The 16,662-nt window shown below is 43.4% G+C and carries 18 protein-coding genes; 5 read left to right on the top strand and 13 right to left on the bottom strand.

Going from position 1 to position 16,662, the window contains the following annotated elements; all coding sequences use genetic code 11:
- The first annotated feature begins 17 nt into the window (after nucleotides 1-17).
- Nucleotides 18-455, top strand: coding sequence for an outer membrane protein assembly factor BamE (locus ACR63N_RS03240; RefSeq protein WP_367106373.1), 438 nt, complete (start codon nucleotides 18-20; stop codon nucleotides 453-455).
- An 89-nt stretch (nucleotides 456-544) separates the two neighbouring features.
- Here the strand turns inward: ACR63N_RS03240 and ACR63N_RS03235 are convergent, their stop codons facing one another.
- Nucleotides 545-919 carry a rhodanese-like domain-containing protein gene (locus tag ACR63N_RS03235; RefSeq protein WP_367106372.1) on the bottom strand — a complete coding sequence of 125 codons (375 nt, stop codon included), beginning with the start codon at nucleotides 917-919 and terminating at the stop codon, nucleotides 545-547.
- Between the two features lie 326 nt (nucleotides 920-1,245).
- On the opposite strand from ACR63N_RS03235, the gene ACR63N_RS03230 reads away from it, so the two are divergent.
- Nucleotides 1,246-1,485, top strand: coding sequence for a hypothetical protein (locus tag ACR63N_RS03230; protein ID WP_367106371.1), 240 nt, complete (start codon nucleotides 1,246-1,248; stop codon nucleotides 1,483-1,485).
- A gap of 13 nt (nucleotides 1,486-1,498) precedes the next feature.
- Here ACR63N_RS03230 and ACR63N_RS03225 read toward each other — a convergent pair whose 3' ends face one another.
- Nucleotides 1,499-1,834 carry a GlpM family protein gene (locus ACR63N_RS03225; RefSeq protein ID WP_472782445.1) on the bottom strand — a complete coding sequence of 112 codons (336 nt, stop codon included), beginning with the start codon at nucleotides 1,832-1,834 and terminating at the stop codon, nucleotides 1,499-1,501.
- A 130-nt stretch (nucleotides 1,835-1,964) separates the two neighbouring features.
- Nucleotides 1,965-2,621 carry an oxygen-insensitive NAD(P)H nitroreductase gene (gene nfsB, locus ACR63N_RS03220; protein ID WP_367106370.1) on the bottom strand — a complete coding sequence of 219 codons (657 nt, stop codon included), beginning with the start codon at nucleotides 2,619-2,621 and terminating at the stop codon, nucleotides 1,965-1,967.
- Between the two features lie 272 nt (nucleotides 2,622-2,893).
- Here nfsB and ACR63N_RS03215 point away from each other — a divergent pair, with 272 nt between their 5' ends.
- The gene (locus ACR63N_RS03215) at nucleotides 2,894-3,541 is read left to right on the top strand and encodes a DsbA family oxidoreductase (protein ID WP_367106369.1); all 648 of its coding nucleotides are present in this window, start codon (nucleotides 2,894-2,896) and stop codon (nucleotides 3,539-3,541) included.
- A 259-nt stretch (nucleotides 3,542-3,800) separates the two neighbouring features.
- Here the strand turns inward: ACR63N_RS03215 and ACR63N_RS03210 are convergent, their stop codons facing one another.
- The gene (locus ACR63N_RS03210) at nucleotides 3,801-4,925 is read right to left on the bottom strand and encodes an S-(hydroxymethyl)glutathione dehydrogenase/class III alcohol dehydrogenase (RefSeq protein WP_367105267.1); all 1,125 of its coding nucleotides are present in this window, start codon (nucleotides 4,923-4,925) and stop codon (nucleotides 3,801-3,803) included.
- Between the two features lie 253 nt (nucleotides 4,926-5,178).
- Here ACR63N_RS03210 and ACR63N_RS03205 point away from each other — a divergent pair, with 253 nt between their 5' ends.
- Nucleotides 5,179-5,691 (top strand): DUF302 domain-containing protein, encoded by a 513-nt coding sequence (locus ACR63N_RS03205; RefSeq protein ID WP_367108839.1) that lies wholly within the window; start codon nucleotides 5,179-5,181, stop codon nucleotides 5,689-5,691.
- Between the two features lie 55 nt (nucleotides 5,692-5,746).
- Here ACR63N_RS03205 and ACR63N_RS03200 read toward each other — a convergent pair whose 3' ends face one another.
- The 8 genes from ACR63N_RS03200 to ACR63N_RS03165 form a co-directional block, all read right to left on the bottom strand.
- A complete protein-coding gene (locus tag ACR63N_RS03200) occupies nucleotides 5,747-6,220 on the bottom strand; it encodes a PACE efflux transporter (RefSeq protein ID WP_367108840.1) in 474 nt (157 codons plus the stop codon).
- A gap of 111 nt (nucleotides 6,221-6,331) precedes the next feature.
- Nucleotides 6,332-6,607 (bottom strand): DUF4031 domain-containing protein, encoded by a 276-nt coding sequence (locus ACR63N_RS03195; RefSeq protein ID WP_367105264.1) that lies wholly within the window; start codon nucleotides 6,605-6,607, stop codon nucleotides 6,332-6,334.
- A gap of 191 nt (nucleotides 6,608-6,798) precedes the next feature.
- Nucleotides 6,799-7,500 (bottom strand): nucleotidyltransferase family protein, encoded by a 702-nt coding sequence (locus ACR63N_RS03190; RefSeq protein ID WP_367106367.1) that lies wholly within the window; start codon nucleotides 7,498-7,500, stop codon nucleotides 6,799-6,801.
- Entirely contained in the window at nucleotides 7,497-8,822 is a 1,326-nt protein-coding gene (locus tag ACR63N_RS03185; RefSeq protein WP_367106366.1) for an XdhC family protein, read from the bottom strand. Before ACR63N_RS03185 ends, ACR63N_RS03190 begins: the two co-directional genes overlap by 4 nt.
- Before the next feature lie 138 nt (nucleotides 8,823-8,960).
- On the bottom strand, nucleotides 8,961-11,444 hold the full coding sequence (locus ACR63N_RS03180) for a molybdopterin cofactor-binding domain-containing protein (protein WP_367106365.1): 2,484 nt from the start codon (nucleotides 11,442-11,444) through the stop codon (nucleotides 8,961-8,963).
- A 2-nt stretch (nucleotides 11,445-11,446) separates the two neighbouring features.
- On the bottom strand, nucleotides 11,447-12,439 hold the full coding sequence (locus ACR63N_RS03175) for an FAD binding domain-containing protein (RefSeq protein ID WP_367105260.1): 993 nt from the start codon (nucleotides 12,437-12,439) through the stop codon (nucleotides 11,447-11,449).
- Nucleotides 12,436-13,101: a 2Fe-2S iron-sulfur cluster-binding protein gene (locus tag ACR63N_RS03170; RefSeq protein WP_367105259.1), complete on the bottom strand. Its 666-nt coding sequence runs from the start codon at nucleotides 13,099-13,101 to the stop codon at nucleotides 12,436-12,438. The genes ACR63N_RS03175 and ACR63N_RS03170 overlap by 4 nt, the downstream gene beginning before the upstream one ends.
- 218 nt (nucleotides 13,102-13,319) lie before the next feature.
- Nucleotides 13,320-13,928 (bottom strand): DedA family protein, encoded by a 609-nt coding sequence (locus ACR63N_RS03165; protein ID WP_472782444.1) that lies wholly within the window; start codon nucleotides 13,926-13,928, stop codon nucleotides 13,320-13,322.
- A 225-nt stretch (nucleotides 13,929-14,153) separates the two neighbouring features.
- On the opposite strand from ACR63N_RS03165, the gene ACR63N_RS03160 reads away from it, so the two are divergent.
- Entirely contained in the window at nucleotides 14,154-15,101 is a 948-nt protein-coding gene (locus ACR63N_RS03160; RefSeq protein ID WP_472782443.1) for a DMT family transporter, read from the top strand.
- A gap of 123 nt (nucleotides 15,102-15,224) precedes the next feature.
- Here the strand turns inward: ACR63N_RS03160 and ACR63N_RS03155 are convergent, their stop codons facing one another.
- A complete protein-coding gene (locus ACR63N_RS03155) occupies nucleotides 15,225-16,505 on the bottom strand; it encodes a RidA family protein (protein WP_472782442.1) in 1,281 nt (426 codons plus the stop codon).
- Nucleotides 16,506-16,662: the final 157 nt, after the last annotated feature.

The raw sequence follows: 16,662 nt of genomic DNA, 5'->3' as shown, positions 1-16,662 counted from the left end.
ATAACAAGGAATAAATAATGAAATTATTTGGATATCGCCGCACAGTAAATTTACTAGCCGCCACTCTTGTCCTTACCGCTACTGGCTGTAGTTGGTATGTCAGCCCCGGCGCTAATCATGGCGCTGTTAATGCTGACAACCTAGTCTTTCCTGAGCAAGCTGGCGCGTGGCAAAAGTCAGGCAAAATAGTAGATAAAAATGACATCGCTAAAATAAAAGTCGGCAGTAGCAAAGATGAGATCTATCAAGCCATTGGCACCCCGCATTTTAAAGAAGGCTTTAATGCTCGTGAGTGGGATTATATGCTCAAGTTTTATGATGCTAACGATAACTTAGAGACTTGCCAATTTAAAATTATCTTTGACAATAATTACGAAGGTCGACTGCACGGCGGCGAGTTTTATGCCACCCAGCTTTATTGGCAGCCGGCGTTTTGCGCTAAGTATGCTAGCTAGCTTAGCTCTATAAATAAGTCAGGCTGTATTTATAACTAAAGAGCAAGGCATTTAATGTCTTGCTTTTTTTATTGATTTTATTAAAGATACTAACTTTTATCAGCTTCCTTTACCACAGGCATACCAGCCTCAGCCCAGCCCTCATAGCCATCCACTAAAGAGACGACATTTTTATAACCAAGGGTTTGTAGCGTCTGCGCCGCCAACGCTGAGCGTCCCCCTACTTGGCAATAAATTACCATGTCGGTGTCAGCGCCTTTATTAGCGGTTAGCTCATTAATTTTAAATTCTAAAATACCACGCGGCACCAATAGCGCCCCTTCGATATGACCTGCCGCGTATTCCTCAGGCTCGCGCACATCAATAATTAAGTCCGCTTTATCACAAGCTGCTTGCGCTTGCGGCTGTGATACTTCAATAATTTGAGCTTTTGCCGCGCTTACTAAGTCGTGATAGGTTTTCATACCTGTCCTTTTTATGATAGTGAATAGATAATATAGTAAAGCTTGAAACCTTTAGTAACGCTTTAGCAACTTTAGTAATAATTTTACCATCAACGCGGCTGTTAAGGATAAAAATTAAAACAAAGCATGGTCACCTGCTAGCTTACAATACTCGCTCAAAAATTTTAATGTATTGACAAATATATAGAAATCATAATTAAGTCAGTTTAATCAGCCCAACAATTGATAATAAAAACCCTGTAGAAACTGTCTTTATTGTATTTATATCTATATTCGGCTAAACTTATGTATATATTACTTTTACCGAATATAAGGAGTTAAATATTATGATAAGCCCTGGTGACAAGTTGTTGTGTACAACTGGTAATACTTTTTATTCGGCAGGAAACACTTACGTAGTAGGTGACATTGTCAATGATAAATATTTTCAACTGTTTACTGGCTATAATGATGAACATTGGTATGCTTCATTAAACCATGAAAAGATATATGTAAGCTTTAATTCTGCCACGACTGTATACAATGATGCTTGGTTTGACAAACTGAACAATAAAAAGAGCGCTTAGCGATTTTTCATCGTTATATTTGTAAATGTTGCCATGTCATGACTAAAACAGCCGCAGCCAATAACCAACCTAGTGCTCCTAATAATAATGCCTTGTATAAACCGAGATGACTGAAACTAAAAAAAACTATTAGCGTATAAATAAGATGCGGTACAACGCCTAACATACTAAATATTAGCGCCACTTTAAAATCAGCAGCACTACGCTGAGTACTTACCAAAAAGTGACTGATCAAAGTAAACGTTGGAAATAAGGGTGCAAGCGCCGCCAAATAGAAGAATCGGCTTTGCGCAAACAACTGAATTATCAATACCATTAACGCCCCAATAAGCATTTTTAGCCAAATCATAATAGGTTATCTCCTACTAGGGCGCATGATATCTTATGCTGTAATTAAACCAGATGAATGAGAGCTGCAAAACCTATATTTTGAAGCGATTATCTCTTTGACATGGTATTTTTTAAAACGCTAAAAGTGATTACAGTTCTGTAAAGACCATCTCTGCGCTTAAGCGTGATTTAGGCAAGTCTATATTATAACCCTCACCACTACTATAGCCAAGACACACGATGCCTACTGCTGTTAGACCTTTACTATGTAGATCAAATTCCTCATCAATGACCGCAAAATCAGCCCCTTCCATTGGCGTAGCGTCAATCTTGAGCATGGCAGCCCCAAGCAGCAAAGCCCCCATAGTGATATAAACCTGCTCAGCCAACCAATACGGCTCATCTTTCGTACTAAACCGGTGGTTGTTTACTGACTTTTTGCGTTTATTGTCCATCTCCTGTTTGCGCTTAGGCTCAGTAAAACGCCCATCAGCGTCTTCTTTTTCTAACAGCTGTTGCAAGTAGTCATCAGCGGCATAAGCGCGACTACAAAACACGATAACGTGTGAGCACTTTTTGATTTTTGCAGAGTTGGCCTCATGATGCTCATCAGTAGCTTTGGCGATTCGAGCTTTGGCCGTATCATCTTCAGCGATTATAAAATGCCAAGGTTGAATATTAGTTGCTGAAGGGCTGAGACGCAGTACATCTTTTAGATTTTGCAACTCCTCTGCTGAGATCTTTTTGCTAGGGTCATAATCTTTGACGCTATAGCGATTTTCCATAACTTCAGTTATATTTTTCATTAGCTACTCCAAAATTAGTATGATCTTTATGACAAATTATAAAGCTTATAAGTTGTACAGATTATAGAAGCTAGAGCGGACACAACTATAAGCGCTTTTATTTCTTGGTACTTACCCTTCCAATTACAATCTGTATATGCTGATATTGTTTTTATCAGATTATTAATTTTGTAAGTTTAAGTAAACACAGTTGTATGCTTACTAAGCTCAACTGAAATAATGCCAGTATCGTGTTATCAATAGCAATCAGTAAATAAAATTAAGGAGCTAACATGAGTAATTCAAAGAAACCATTACGCATAGATATTGTTTCAGACGTCGTTTGTCCTTGGTGCGTCGTTGGCTATAAACAGCTAGCAAAAGCACTTGAACAAACCAATACTGAGTTTGATATCCACTGGCATCCGTTCGAGCTCAATCCCAACATGCCAAGCGAGGGGCAAAATCTGCGCGAGCATATTATGGAGAAGTATGGCTCCAGCACACAAGAGTCTGACGCCAGCCGCGCAAGAATGATAGAAGCTGGCAGAGAGGTTGGCTTTGAGTTTAACTTTAATGATGATACACGCATGCACAATACCTTCAATTTGCACCAGCTACTACACTGGGCGGATCAGCAAGGACAAAGGCACGATTTAAAGCAAGCGTTATTTACCGCGCACTTTACCGATGGCCGCAATATCTCCAATAAAGAAGTCCTTGCTGATATCGCTTCGGAGATTGGCTTAGATCGTAGTGAGGCGCTAGCGGTGCTAGAAGATCAGCGCTTTGCTAAGGACGTACGAGAAGAGGAGCAACACTGGCAACAGCAAGGCATTCAAAGTGTGCCCGCTATTATTTTTAATGAGCGTCATCTGGTTAGCGGCGCGCAAGGAGTTGATAGTTTTAAGCGCATTTTAGAGCAATTGGCAAATATGTAGGGTTAATTGTATAAGAGACTTAATACATTATTGATTCAAATTATTAACTCAAAATCGCTGGGTGTCGCAAGCTCTACGCCAACCTACTAAGACTTAGCAAAGTGAGTAGCGTGGGTTAGTTCTACCAAACTCTTATAGAGAATGACGGTAAGACGTAACCCACCTTTATATCTCTACAAAAGACTAATAAAAAAAGCTACCCCTTTTATAGGAGCAGCTTTTTATGGTTTTGATTTTATCGTTTTAAAACCTTTAAGGTTTAATAATGAATCACTGAACGAATACTCTCGCCCTTATCCATTAATTCAAAGGCTTTATTGATATCTTCTAAAGGCATAGTATGAGTGATAAAGTCATCTAGTGGAAAGTCGCCTTCCATATAGCTCTCAACATAGCCGGGCAGCTCTGAGCGGCCTTTGACTCCGCCAAATGCTGAACCGCGCCAGACGCGACCTGTCACCAACTGAAACGGACGGGTTGAGATCTCCTCGCCTGCACCAGCAACGCCGATAATAGTAGATTCGCCCCAGCCTTTGTGGCAGCACTCAAGCGCTGAGCGCATGACATCAACGTTACCGATACATTCAAAAGAATAATCCACACCGCCATCGGTCAGCTCGACAATGACCTCCTGAATAGGCTTGTCATAATCTTTAGGGTTGATACAGTCGGTTGCGCCAAGCTTTTTAGCCAGCTCGAATTTATCTTCGTTGAGATCGATACCAATAATACGACTGGCTTTTGCCATCGTTGCGCCGATGACCGCAGCAAGACCAATACCGCCCAAACCAAATATCGCTACCGTAGAGCCTTCTTCGACTTGCGCCGTGTTCATAACCGCGCCGATACCAGTGGTCACGCCGCAGCCTAATAAACAAACTTTTTCTAAAGGTGCGTCTTTGTCGATCTTGGCGATGGAGATCTCAGGCAACACTGTGTATTCAGAGAAAGTTGAGCAGCCCATATAATGATAAATCGGCTCTCCGTCTTTATAAAAGCGCGTAGTACCGTCTGGCATCAAGCCTTTACCTTGCGTCTCACGAATTTGCTGACACAGGTTAGTCTTGTTTGATAAACAATATTCACAAATGCCGCACTCAGGGGTATAAAGCGGAATAACATGATCGCCCACTTGCACGCTGGTCACGCCCTCGCCCACTTGCTCGACGATACCGCCGCCTTCGTGACCTAGGATCGCAGGGAAAACGCCTTCTGGGTCTTTACCAGACAAAGTATAAGCGTCAGTGTGGCAAACGCCGCTAGCTAAAATCTTAACCAAGACTTCACCCTTACGCGGCAACATAACATCCACCTCTTCGATAGACAGTGGCTGCTGTGGCCCCCAAGCAATAGCGGCTCTGGATTTTATAAATTTATCCGACATAATGACTCTCTTTTTTGAAGGTTTTTATTTAATGGTTTTTATTTAGCGAATTGAATAGTTTCCAATTAAATGCAAAGTTATGGTTTATTGAGTTTACTTTCAACATACTAGTATCTAGCTTATCCTGCTTCTTTTATATAGGCAAACTTCAATTGTAATAGCAGAAGAGACATTGCAATAGTGCTCATTTATACGCACAATGTTATTGAACGTTATCCTCTGTCTTTACGATCAACAGCTTATAGGTGAATTTATGCTCAAAATAGTTTCTATTGCAGCGCTTGCTTTGCTAGCTACATCTTGTGCCAGCATCGACAACGCGCTAAACGCTCCTGCTCAATCGTCTGCACAGACTATGAGCGCAAGCTACGCACAAAAAGGTTTGATTACTAAACAAAGTAGTCATTCAGCCAAAAACACAGCGGATAAGCTTGAGTCGCTAATCAAAGATAAAGGGTTGACGTTATTTACTAGAGTCGATCATCAGCGCAATGCTGCCAATGCAGATCTAGAATTAACACCAACGGAGGTGATCATCTTTGGCAACCCAAAAGCTGGCACGCCGCTCATGCAGTGCGCGCCAAGCGTAGCTATTGATTTACCGCAAAAAATGCTGATTAGCCAAGATGCCCAAGGCAGAGTTTGGTTGACCTATAACAGCACCGATTACCTAAAAGAGCGCCATAATATCCAAGGCTGCGATCAAGTACTGAGTAAGATATCAGCGCTACTTGATAATTTAGGTACCGCTGCTACTTCAAAATAGATTATTGGCGGAATATTCAAACGAGCAGATAAGGGGAGTAAAAACGTAACTCGCCTTATGGTTGCTTTTCGCTTAAAACAGAGGGATCATTCTGTTGATCACTCTCACTTCTAACGCTATTAGGAATAGGAAATACTTGGTCATAGACCCAGTTAAAAACGAAAGCATAGACCAGATAAAACGTCGCCATAGCGATGTCCATTTTAAAAGCTTGCCAAAAGGTAATATTCAAATACCACGCAAGAGCTGGCAAGAACAGTAGTAGCAGCCCACCTTCGAATAATAGCGCATGCAACACTCTTATAGGTACGGTTTTTTGTACCGCGCCGCGCCACTTGAGCATAGCGTGGTCAAATAAAAGGTTATAGAAATAATTCCAAACCGTAGCGACAATAGAGCCGGCTAACGCTACTACACCCATCAAGTGCAGCTCGTAGCCAAACACCAAGCTTGCCAGCGGCGCGAAAATAAGCAGGCCTATAATCTCAAAGCCCAAGGCATGCCGAATACGGTCTTTAGTGGTACGCATCAAGCTTCCTAACTATCTATCTATCTATACAAAATTATTCAAAAGCAAATTGGTTGCAAGTGAGTTGGTGAAAAAGTAAAGCTTGAAGGGCTATGGTTTGTTACAGATGGGCTATTTGGCTGTCTGACTATTTAGCTCGACTTTTAGTTTCTTGGCGCATTCAATAATTTTTCTTCTATCAGCGGCGATAGCGCCGTTTGCTAGCGCATCTTCACGCATCTTTAGGGTCACATCGTAATGCGGGTAGCTGGCATTGCGATGAAACAGACGCGGATCGACGTCAATCAGCTCCGCAAACTCATGTAGCTCCTGCAAGCTATCTGCCAGCATATGGCACCATTTGTAGCCCTTAAACTCTATACACATAAAATCTACGTATATCGCCATCCTCTTGCCTCTTCCATAACCCATGTTAAGCATTCTTATCTATATGTGCCATTCATCCGCCTATTTCAAGGTTGTCTCTCTAGGCTTTTTTACTTTCTAGATTTTTCTAAAAAAAAGCTTCACTCCTCATCAATTTAATAACTGCAAAAAACTCTATAGCCTGCCATTCATTATGATCTATTGAACAGACCTTAGTCACCAATCCAGTCCTGCGCTTTAGCGTAATTAAGCTGCGCTGGCGTATCAATATCATAGCTTAACTGCTGATTGTTAATCGTCTTAATTTGATCAGGCGGCAAAGCTCTGATTAGATGGCGCAAACCCTTATCGCCACCAAGTGTCGTTTGCCACTGTTTCAGTAGTGCATAATCGATCACTAAAGGCAGCCCAACGATATTGTTTATGGGGCGCTCTTTTAAACCTTTTTCAGACTTGTCATTATCTAAAAGTCGCCAGCTCCCGTACCCGCTAGCCACAACTGTAGAATTACCGTCTAATAATTGGCATAAATGGGCTAGATCTAATAAAACTTGATCAACGCCCATAATTAGCACTCGCTCAATTAAGTCGCTTCTAGAATCATTACTGTTAGCCAACTGAGTTAACGATTCAATGCCTAAATACAGACTGTGTCCCATACCAATCTCTGGATTTGGATTCGTAACTGTCTTAATTTTTGGCTCTTTAGTAACCCATCTTGCAATGACATCAGCTATTAATAAATTGTCTTTAGGAATTACAACGCTGATCACTTTCGGTTTGGTGGTTAACGCCAATTTAAGCATATGGCTAATGAGCGGCTCATCATTTTTATTAAGTAATTGTTTGGGTTGACCTAAACGCTGACTTAAGCCACTCGCTAAGACAATAACGGCATGGTTTGGCGCGCTCATACTTGGCTTACCGCTTTATCTGTAGCGCCTGATCTAATATCTGACTGGGTTGAACGGGCTTTGCCGTACATGACTGCATTGATCTGCGCTATAATTCCCAATGCCAACGCTTCAGGGCCGTCGCCGCCAAGTTTATAGCCAATAGGATAATGCAGCTTTTCAATACCTGTCTCTAAAACGCTAGGATCAGACTTAGTCGCACTAATCTCATTAATCAAGCGCTCAGTGCGATAGCGCGGGCCCAACTGGCCGATATATCTATAACGATCGGCATGCTCTAACAAGGTAGCGAGGCGAGTACGGTCTTGAGTCAAGCTATGTGACATCAGCGCCACGGCGGCGTTGTCGCTTAGCTCAAGCAGCTCATCTGTGGCATCAAGCGGCAGCTGCATCACTATATCTGCCTGCACAAATCGCAAGCGTGTGGCATATCTGGGGCGACTGTCTATAACGCTAACGTGCCAGTCTTGCAATTTTGCCATCGTTACCAGCGGTATTACGTCGTCCCCTGCTCCGCAAATGAGCAAGCGTATCTGCGGCTGCACGCTTTGTATCAGCCACTGTGTTGATTCGCCATCATGTTCTATAAAGACGTATTCGGTATTTTTGTCCTCTAACGGATACTGTGCTAAGGTTTTGACGGTATTAACAAGCATACTTGTCTTATTATCAGGCCAAGCTTGCGCAGTTTCACTACTGTCACCAAGGCTAGTGATTTTTCCGCTATTCACATAAGCATCTAAATCAAGACGCGTAGCAATTGGTAAATAATCAGCGTTTTTGGTATGGCTGTCGCGCGCACTACCGGCTCGAATCAACGTCGCTATCGTTGCAGGCTGCTGAGTTGTACGTACTTGACGAATAAGGTTTAATACCGACATAGCAGTTTTTAGGCGCTCAAATAACACATGTACGCGTCCATTACAGCCAAGCCCAAAATTTAGCTCATCCGTTTCATAACGCAGGTCATCATACCAATCCTCATTCGCCTCATTTTGACTTGCTTTGGCTTCAGATAAAAGATCATCTTCACTAGCAGGTTTAGCCCTACCGTCATCGGTATAGCCAATATCATCACCCGTTTGGTAAACCTGTACGTTTGCGCCGTCACGAGTGAGCCAAAACGCGCGTTTGGTGATGTGCGGCTCAAGACAGCCGCCACTAATCATACCGACCGTACGCCCATCTTCAAGAATGAGCATCATAGCGCCAGCGCGACGATAAGCCGAACCTTCGGTACGTACCACGGTTGCCAGCACTGCATCGCGGTTTTGCTGCTGCGCCTCATCTGCTAGTTTAAGAATATCCGCAATTTGGGTCATAACAATCCTTATAGAGTTATAAAATAAGGTTATAAAGAGATAGTCGTTTTAAAGAAAGAATAACCCGCTTTAGTCCATCTAAAGCGGGTTCTTAAGATAAAAATAATATTTATTAATAAAGTAAACGATCAACACCCTTTACTCAGGCATCTCATAAAGCAGCTTATCAAGCGTGATCGGAAAGTCATAAACTCGTACGCCGACCGCATTATAGATAGCGTTAGCAATAGCAGCCGCTGATCCTGAGATCGAGGTTTCACCGATCCCTTTTATGTGCATCGGATTGGTATAAGGGTCATCCTCTTCTAACAAGATTACCTCCAACTGCGGTACGTCAGCATTGACGGGAACATGATATTCAGCAAGGTCATGGTTACATAAGCGGCCATCATGTTTGTCATGAATGACCTCTTCCATAAGTGCCGAGCCAATACCAAATATCATACCGCCGTAACACTGCGAGGTGGCGAGCTTATGATTCAGAATACGCCCCGCTGCATACACACCAGTCATACGTTTGACGCGAATCTCCCCGGTGACTCTATGTACCGCAACCTCAGCGAAGTTGGCACCGAACGAGGCCTGACGATGGTTCTTACCATTTTTACCTGGTTTGATCTGACCTTTAGCACTGATCTCTTGTTCGTCGTATTCTGCGATAATATCAGCTAGCGCATAAGACTGAGCATCGCTAAAGTCGTACGACTCATCTGATGAATGAATGTCTGGTAGAGGCATACCTGTTTTTTCTGACACTTTGTCTGCCAAGTTTACGGCTTTATCTACCAAACCCGATACTTTATCCGCTAAGTTTTCACTCATTAGGCCTGCCGCTTTTTCTTTGCCAGCCTCAATAGCTGCTTCGGCTTTGCTAGGTTCGTGCTCACCTGATTTTTTGACCTGACCATTATCTATACGAATGGTATCGGCATGCAAACCTACTTTTTTTGCTAGCATGGCGCGTAGCTGCTCACAAGCCAAATAGACACCACTACCGGCGCTAGCGGCACCAAAGCTACCACCAGAACCCGACGCTGGTGGCAAATCACTATCGCCAAGTTTCATCTCGATGTGATCGATAGGCAGCCCTAATAGATCAGCGGCGACCTGGGTAAATACCGTGTAAGAACCGGTACCGATATCGGTCATATCGGTCTCGATAATGGCTTTGACGCCAAGCTCTTTTGACTCATCGACTTGCAAAATTGCCCGAGCTTCAGAGGGCTGCAGCATGTTACCGCGTGAGGTTCCAGACATACCAGTCCCTATCCACCAATCGCCTTCTAATCGGCTAGCAGGTTTGGGGTTATGCTGATCCCAGCCAAACGCTTCAGCGCCTTTTTCCATACAGGCAACGAGCTGACGAGTGGAGAATGGAATCTCTTCGCTGGGGTCTTCTTCTGGCTCATTACGGCGGCGCAGCTCAATAGGGTCAATCTCAAGCTGATTTGCCAGCTCATCCATCGCACATTCAACGGCAATCATACCAACCGCCTCACCTGGAGCACGCATTGAGCCTGACAATAGCCAATTCATGTCGACCATTTCATAATGGACTCGGCGATTCTCACCGCGATATAGATAGTGAGTCGATAAAGCAGTAGGCTCAAAGAAGGCTTCACCTGGTAAATTACTAGTTGTAGTATCATGAATAAAGGTGTTAATAATGCCTTCTTTGTCACAGCCAATAGCAATGCGTTGACGAGTATTTGAGCGTCTTACCGTCGCCTCCATCACTTGTGGACGCGTCATAGCAATCAGCACCGGACGACCGACTTCTTTTGCAGCGATGGCTGCGGCAATAGATTCTGGCGCAATACCCAGCTTACTGCCAAAACCGCCACCGACATAATAAGAAATCAGTTGTACTTGATCTTTATCTAAATCAAGCGCATCCATGATCTGCTGCTTACAAGAGGCTATCATCTGATTTGAGGAGTACAATACCAGTTTATCATCTTCCCAGTAAGCTATGGTAGCATGCGGCTCCATCGCTGCACTATTCTGACTTGGGGTGTGATACATACGATCAAGGGTTACCTCAGAATCTACAAGCCCTTGCTCAGGATGGCCTTGCTCAGCGTTCTTATCTGAGCCTTTTTTCTCATCAACCTCATGCGCGCTTGGTAACTCTTGAGTAAAGTTTAAAGCAGCTTTATCGGTTTCATCATTATAAGTCACTTTAAGGGCTTGAGCGCCCTCTCTTGCAGCCTCAAAAGTCTCAGCGACGACGACAGCGATAGGCTGGCCATGATAAAAGATCTCATGCGCGCCTTGGGTCGGTGCCTCCGTCTCTGTACCCTGCTGCGGATTACGCAAAAAACGCTTGGCGTCGGTAACGACTTTGATAACGCCTGGGATATCTGCAACCGAGTCGCTATCAATGTTTTTGACTTCACCTTTAGCAATAGTTGCGCCAACTAAAACACCATAAACTTTATTATCTACGTCGATCTCAGCTGAATAATGCGCTTGACCACTCACCTTTAATGAGCCTTCAACGCGGTTAAGCGGCTTGCCCACCAAGTTACTAGCCGTTTTGTCAAACAACGTCTCAACTGGCTTATCCATCTTCTCTTTATTGGTAGGCTCTGACGGTAATACTGAATCTAATAATGACATAATTATGCTCCCTCGCCCGCTAGTGCGCGCTGAATGACTTGTTTGAGTAGACGGCGTGTTAGAGGAATTTTAAAGTCGTTTTGACCACTGCCTTTGGCTTCTTTTAATAATAAATCTGCCGCTTGCTTGATCGTATCGTCGTCACCTTGCGTATCCATTAGTAGGGCTTCAACGTCTTCATTGCGCCATGGCTGGGTGCCAATACCGCCGAACGCTAGGCGTACTGTAGATAGCTTACCATCATCATCAGCGTCTATTACAGCCGCACAAGATACCAGTGCAAACGCATAAGAGGCGCGATCACGTACCTTGTCATAAGTGTGCATACCCTTAATAGGCGCAGGTAATACCACATGGGTAATTAGCTCGCCACTTTCCAACACATTTTCAATATGCGGCGTGTCTTTAGGCAGACAATAAAATTCTTTAACCGGAATCCGACGGGTAGTGCCATCGGCCTTAACTGTCTCGATGGTAGCATCAAGCAGGCGCATAGCAACCGCCATGTCGGAGGGATGCTGGGCTATACAAGACTCGCTAGTACCCAAGATAGCTAGAGGGCGGTTTTCACCATTAATAGCTGGACAGCCCGTACCCGGTTCGCGCTTATTACAGGGGCTATCAGTCTGATAAAAGTAGTAGCAGCGCGTACGCTGTAGAAAGTTACCACCTGTGGTCGCCTTATTACGTAATTGACCCGTCGCTCCAGCTAAGATCGCACGAGACAGTACGGGATAATTTTCAATAATTGTCGGATGTGCTGCCAAGTCACTGTTGCTGACGAGCGTACCGATACGCAAACCGCCGTCTTCAGTATCTTCAACCTGCGTCAGCTCAAGCCGAGTCACATCAACCAATTGAGTAGGCGTCTCTACTTCTAGCTTCATCAGATCGAGGAGATTAGTACCACCGCCGATAAAAAAGGTATCTTTGGGACTAGCTGATGTCGCGGCTTGCTCAGGGGTATTGGCACGAATATAGTCAAAGCGTTTCATGAGCGGCCTCCTGCAGTAGATGTATTCTTATTTGCCTGTTTTCCAAGTTGTGTTTGGCTTGGTGGTGGCGACCAGATACCCGTTACCGCTGAGCCGTTACCTTGCATCGTTGAATGACCAGCGCCAGATTGTCCAGACTGATTGACAACTTCATTCTCAAGCACTTGTGAGATGGCATCAATGATATTAGGATACGCCGAGCAACGACAGATATTACCACTCATCCGCTCAGCAATCTCTTGCACGAGCAGTCCATTAGGGTTTTTTAGATCGCTTGTAACGTAGCTTGGCCAATTTTGCTTAACCTCATTAATAAGGGCAGTAGCAGAACAAATCTGTCCTGGGGTGCAATAACCGCACTGAAAAGCATCGTGATCTTTAAAGGCCTGTTGTAGATCCGATAATGATTCAGGCATACCAATACCTTCGATTGTGGTTATCTCATCACCATCATGCATAACTGCTAAAGTCAGACATGAGTTAATGCGCTCACCGTTAATAAGAATAGTACAGGCCCCGCATTGACCGTGATCACAGCCTTTTTTGGGTCCGGTAATGTGCAAGTGTTGACGGCAAAGATCAAGAATGGTCGTCCGAGTATCGAGATTCTCGAAACGATGTTCTTCACCATTAATCGTTAAAGTTAAAGTAGACATAGACATGCTGGCTTCCCGCTGGCAGTTGATTGTAGTTTTTGATAAATTGATTTTAGTTTGATTAAGGTTAAATAGGTTTAAAGGAGACTTACTCAGTAGCACTAATAGTCAAAGAAGCTACTAACCAATTCATTATGACCTATGACTAAGCTTTACTTTGTTTTTACTTTGTAGTGCTTAGTTGGTAGTTTTTTGATTTAATTGATAAATATAATCGTTAGCATTTACCTTGCCCGTCGACGTTTAATAATCCAACCGATAATGATCACTACAGCCAATATCAAAAACACCTTGGAGTATGGCGCTAGCGTACTTTGTACCACCTCGTAATTTTCACCAAGATAAAAACCTGCAATGGTCAATATAGCGGCCCAGATAGAGGAGCCTAGCGCTGTCAATAATAAAAAACTGAGCATAGGCATGTTGTTCATGCCTGCAGGAATAGAGATTAAGGAGCGAATACCGGGCACCATACGTCCAAAAAACACCGCCTTTTTTCCATGCTTATCAAACCACTCATTAGCAGATTTCACCTCATTAGACTTAATAAAAACGTATTTACCATACTTTTCGGTAAATTTTACTAGGCGCTCTTCATCGAACACCCGACCTAAATAGTATAGAGGTAGCGCCCCAAGCACAGCGCCTAACGTGCCTGCTAATATCGCTAAAAACAGACTTAGATCCCCTTTTGATGCAGCAAAACCGGCAGCAGGCATAATCACCTCAGAAGGTATAGGCGGAAAGACATTTTCGGCAAACATCGCAAAGACAATGCCAAAGTAGCCAAACTTTGCCATAATGCCTAATACCCATTCGCTGATCTGGTTCATATTCAAGACCTATTACAGTACGTTTTTTATCTATCTTATTGAAGACTAAGCACTAGCATGTTTAAAGCTTATGGTGGTTTCGTTGCAAACTATTAACGGTTAGCTTTTAATTTATCCTTATGCTCTTAATTGGTATGGCTCAACCAATCTGAACTAATTTTTAAGATAAATTTATAGTTGACACTTTTACCTACTTGGACAAGTACCCGGCAAATTAGGAACATTATGAGCGACACCACTGAGCCATTTGTATCTCGATCCCACAGCACTTGGCTAACTGCTTTGGCTTGTCTGTTTGGCGGCGGCGCTTTAATTGGACTGACGACCAATATTGCCAAGTATGCTGGAGAGATCGGCTTAAATCCTTTGGCTTTTTTGTTTTGGTCAATCATGGGAGCGTCAATATTACTGTTAGTCTTTACAGTGATGCGCGGTGAGATTCCACCTCTAAACACTCGTAGTTTAGAGTATTATCTAATCGCGGCACTAGTAAGCGTTGCCGGCTCCAACTTGATTTTTTTCTCAGCCATTCCGCATGTTGGCGCAGGTTTTGTGGCGCTAATTATTGCGTTGCCGCCACTGCTTACCTATGTTGGTGCCCTAGCACTACGAATGGAGCAATTTAGTATGCTACGTGCTTTTGGGGTGATAGCAGCCCTTAGCGGCGCCGGAATACTGGCGGCTCATAAGTTCTCTGCGCCAGATGCGAGCGTATTTTGGATTATGATCGCGCTTTGTGGTCCTGTCTTGCTAGCGATTGGTAATCTATATCGTACCTTGCGCTGGCCTAGTAACGCCTCTCCTAGCGCGCTGGCTCCAGGAATGCTTATCGCTGCGGTTATTTTGCTAGGACTGTTTAGCTTGTTGCCAAATTACTCACTGACAGTGTCTGTAGAAAAAACGTTGCCCATTAGCATAATAGTCCTACAAGCTTTTATTTTTGCTGGTCAATTTTTACTATTATTTTTACTACAAAAAACAGGCGGTCCAGTTTTATTAAGCTTATTAGGAGCAGTTGGCGCGGTCGTTGGCGTGCCGATCGCAGTATTTTTGCAAGGAGAAGCGCCGCCGGAAGGGCTTGTTTTTGGAGCATCATTGATCGGTCTTGGGGTAGTATTAGTGACTTGGGGTGGTATAAAAATCAGAAAAGGTACTAAGAAAACTGCTATTTGAAGTAGCAGATTAGAAAAGCTAACTAAAAACGGCCCTTTAAAAATCAACATAAAAAACGACAATACGATAACTTTTTAGACTAGCGTATTGTCGTTTGTTTAAAGCGCTATTATTACTCAAGTACTATTCAGGCGGCGTCCCTTCAGCGTTAGAGACCACAGCTTCAATCTGAATTAAAGCGTCCATAGGTATTGCAGCTACACCGATCACCGTTCTTGCTGGTAAGTCGCTATGGAAATAGCGCTTATAGACCTCATTTACTGTGTCAATATCACTGATATCTTTGAGCTGAATAGTGACTTTTACAATGTCATCCATTTCGTGATCAATACTCTCAATGATGGTTTTGATATTCTCCAAGCACTGCTCGGCTTGCTCGGTGATACCGCCTTTAATAATTTCACCAGTTTTTGGATCAATAGGCAATTGCGCTGAGAGATGATTATAATCAGAGTAAGCTACTGTTTGCGTGGATAAAGGGCTCTTGGGCGCATCATCAGTATTATTCGCTTCGATAACAATGTCATAACCTTTCTCATCTACTGCAGGCGCTGTGCCCGCGCTATGAGATACTACCGCATCAATCTGCACTAAGGCATGCTTGGGCAAATCCGATGCTACTACGATGGTTCGTGCAGGAACGTAGCTTCTATGCGCAGACTTTGGGAAAAAAGAGCGATAAACCTCATCAACCGCTTCAATATCTGCTACATCTTGCAGCGAGATGTTGACTTTAACCACCTCTTCTAAGGGTACATCAATCTCCTCCAAGATCGCTTTTATATTCTCCAAACACTGCTTAGTTTGCTCTTTGATACCGCCTGCTACCAACTCTCCGGTTGTACAGTCTATAGGTAGTTGGGCGGAGATATTATTGTAATGAGAAAAAGCAATGATTTGCGGCGACACGGATGTTTTTGGCGCATTATCAGTGCTATTTTTGATCTTAACCATCTCATCGGTCGCTTGCGGATGAGTGCCCTCAGCGTTGGAGATCACCGCATCCATTTGTACTAAAGCCTCCTCCATGGGCAAAGCGGCTACCGCTATAATCGTTCGCGTCGGTAGATAACCTTGGAAAAAGGAAGCATAAACCGTGTCTATCGCCTTGATATCCTCTTCAATATCACTATCGGTATTGTCTTTTAGATAGATATTAATTTTGATCACATCATTCATGACATGACCAATACTTTCTATAATAGATTTGATGTTTTTTAAACACTGCGTTGCTTGTACTTTTAGGCTGTTTGATACCAAAGCATCGGTAGTGGTATTAATAGGCAGCTGGGCTGAGATATAGTTATAATGCGAAAACGCCACAGTTTGAGTTGATAAAGGGTTTTTTGGGGCGTTGTCCGTATTTTTTGATACCTTTTTAATCGTATTAGTCATGTCATTCATATCAAGATACTCCTTGTCTGATGTTGTGTAAACAGACTCTAGATAGACCATAAACGGGTACTAAGCCGCTATTAATTTAGCAATATTTTGTCTTTTGGACTATTCTATCTTTTGGACACAGGTAACTCACCCTATAATTTAAAAACCGCAAGAACGC

Source organism: Psychrobacter sp. M4 (assembly GCF_055699795.1).
Note: the sequence above shows the minus strand (reverse complement) of the source record. Positions and strands in the feature narration are given on the sequence as shown.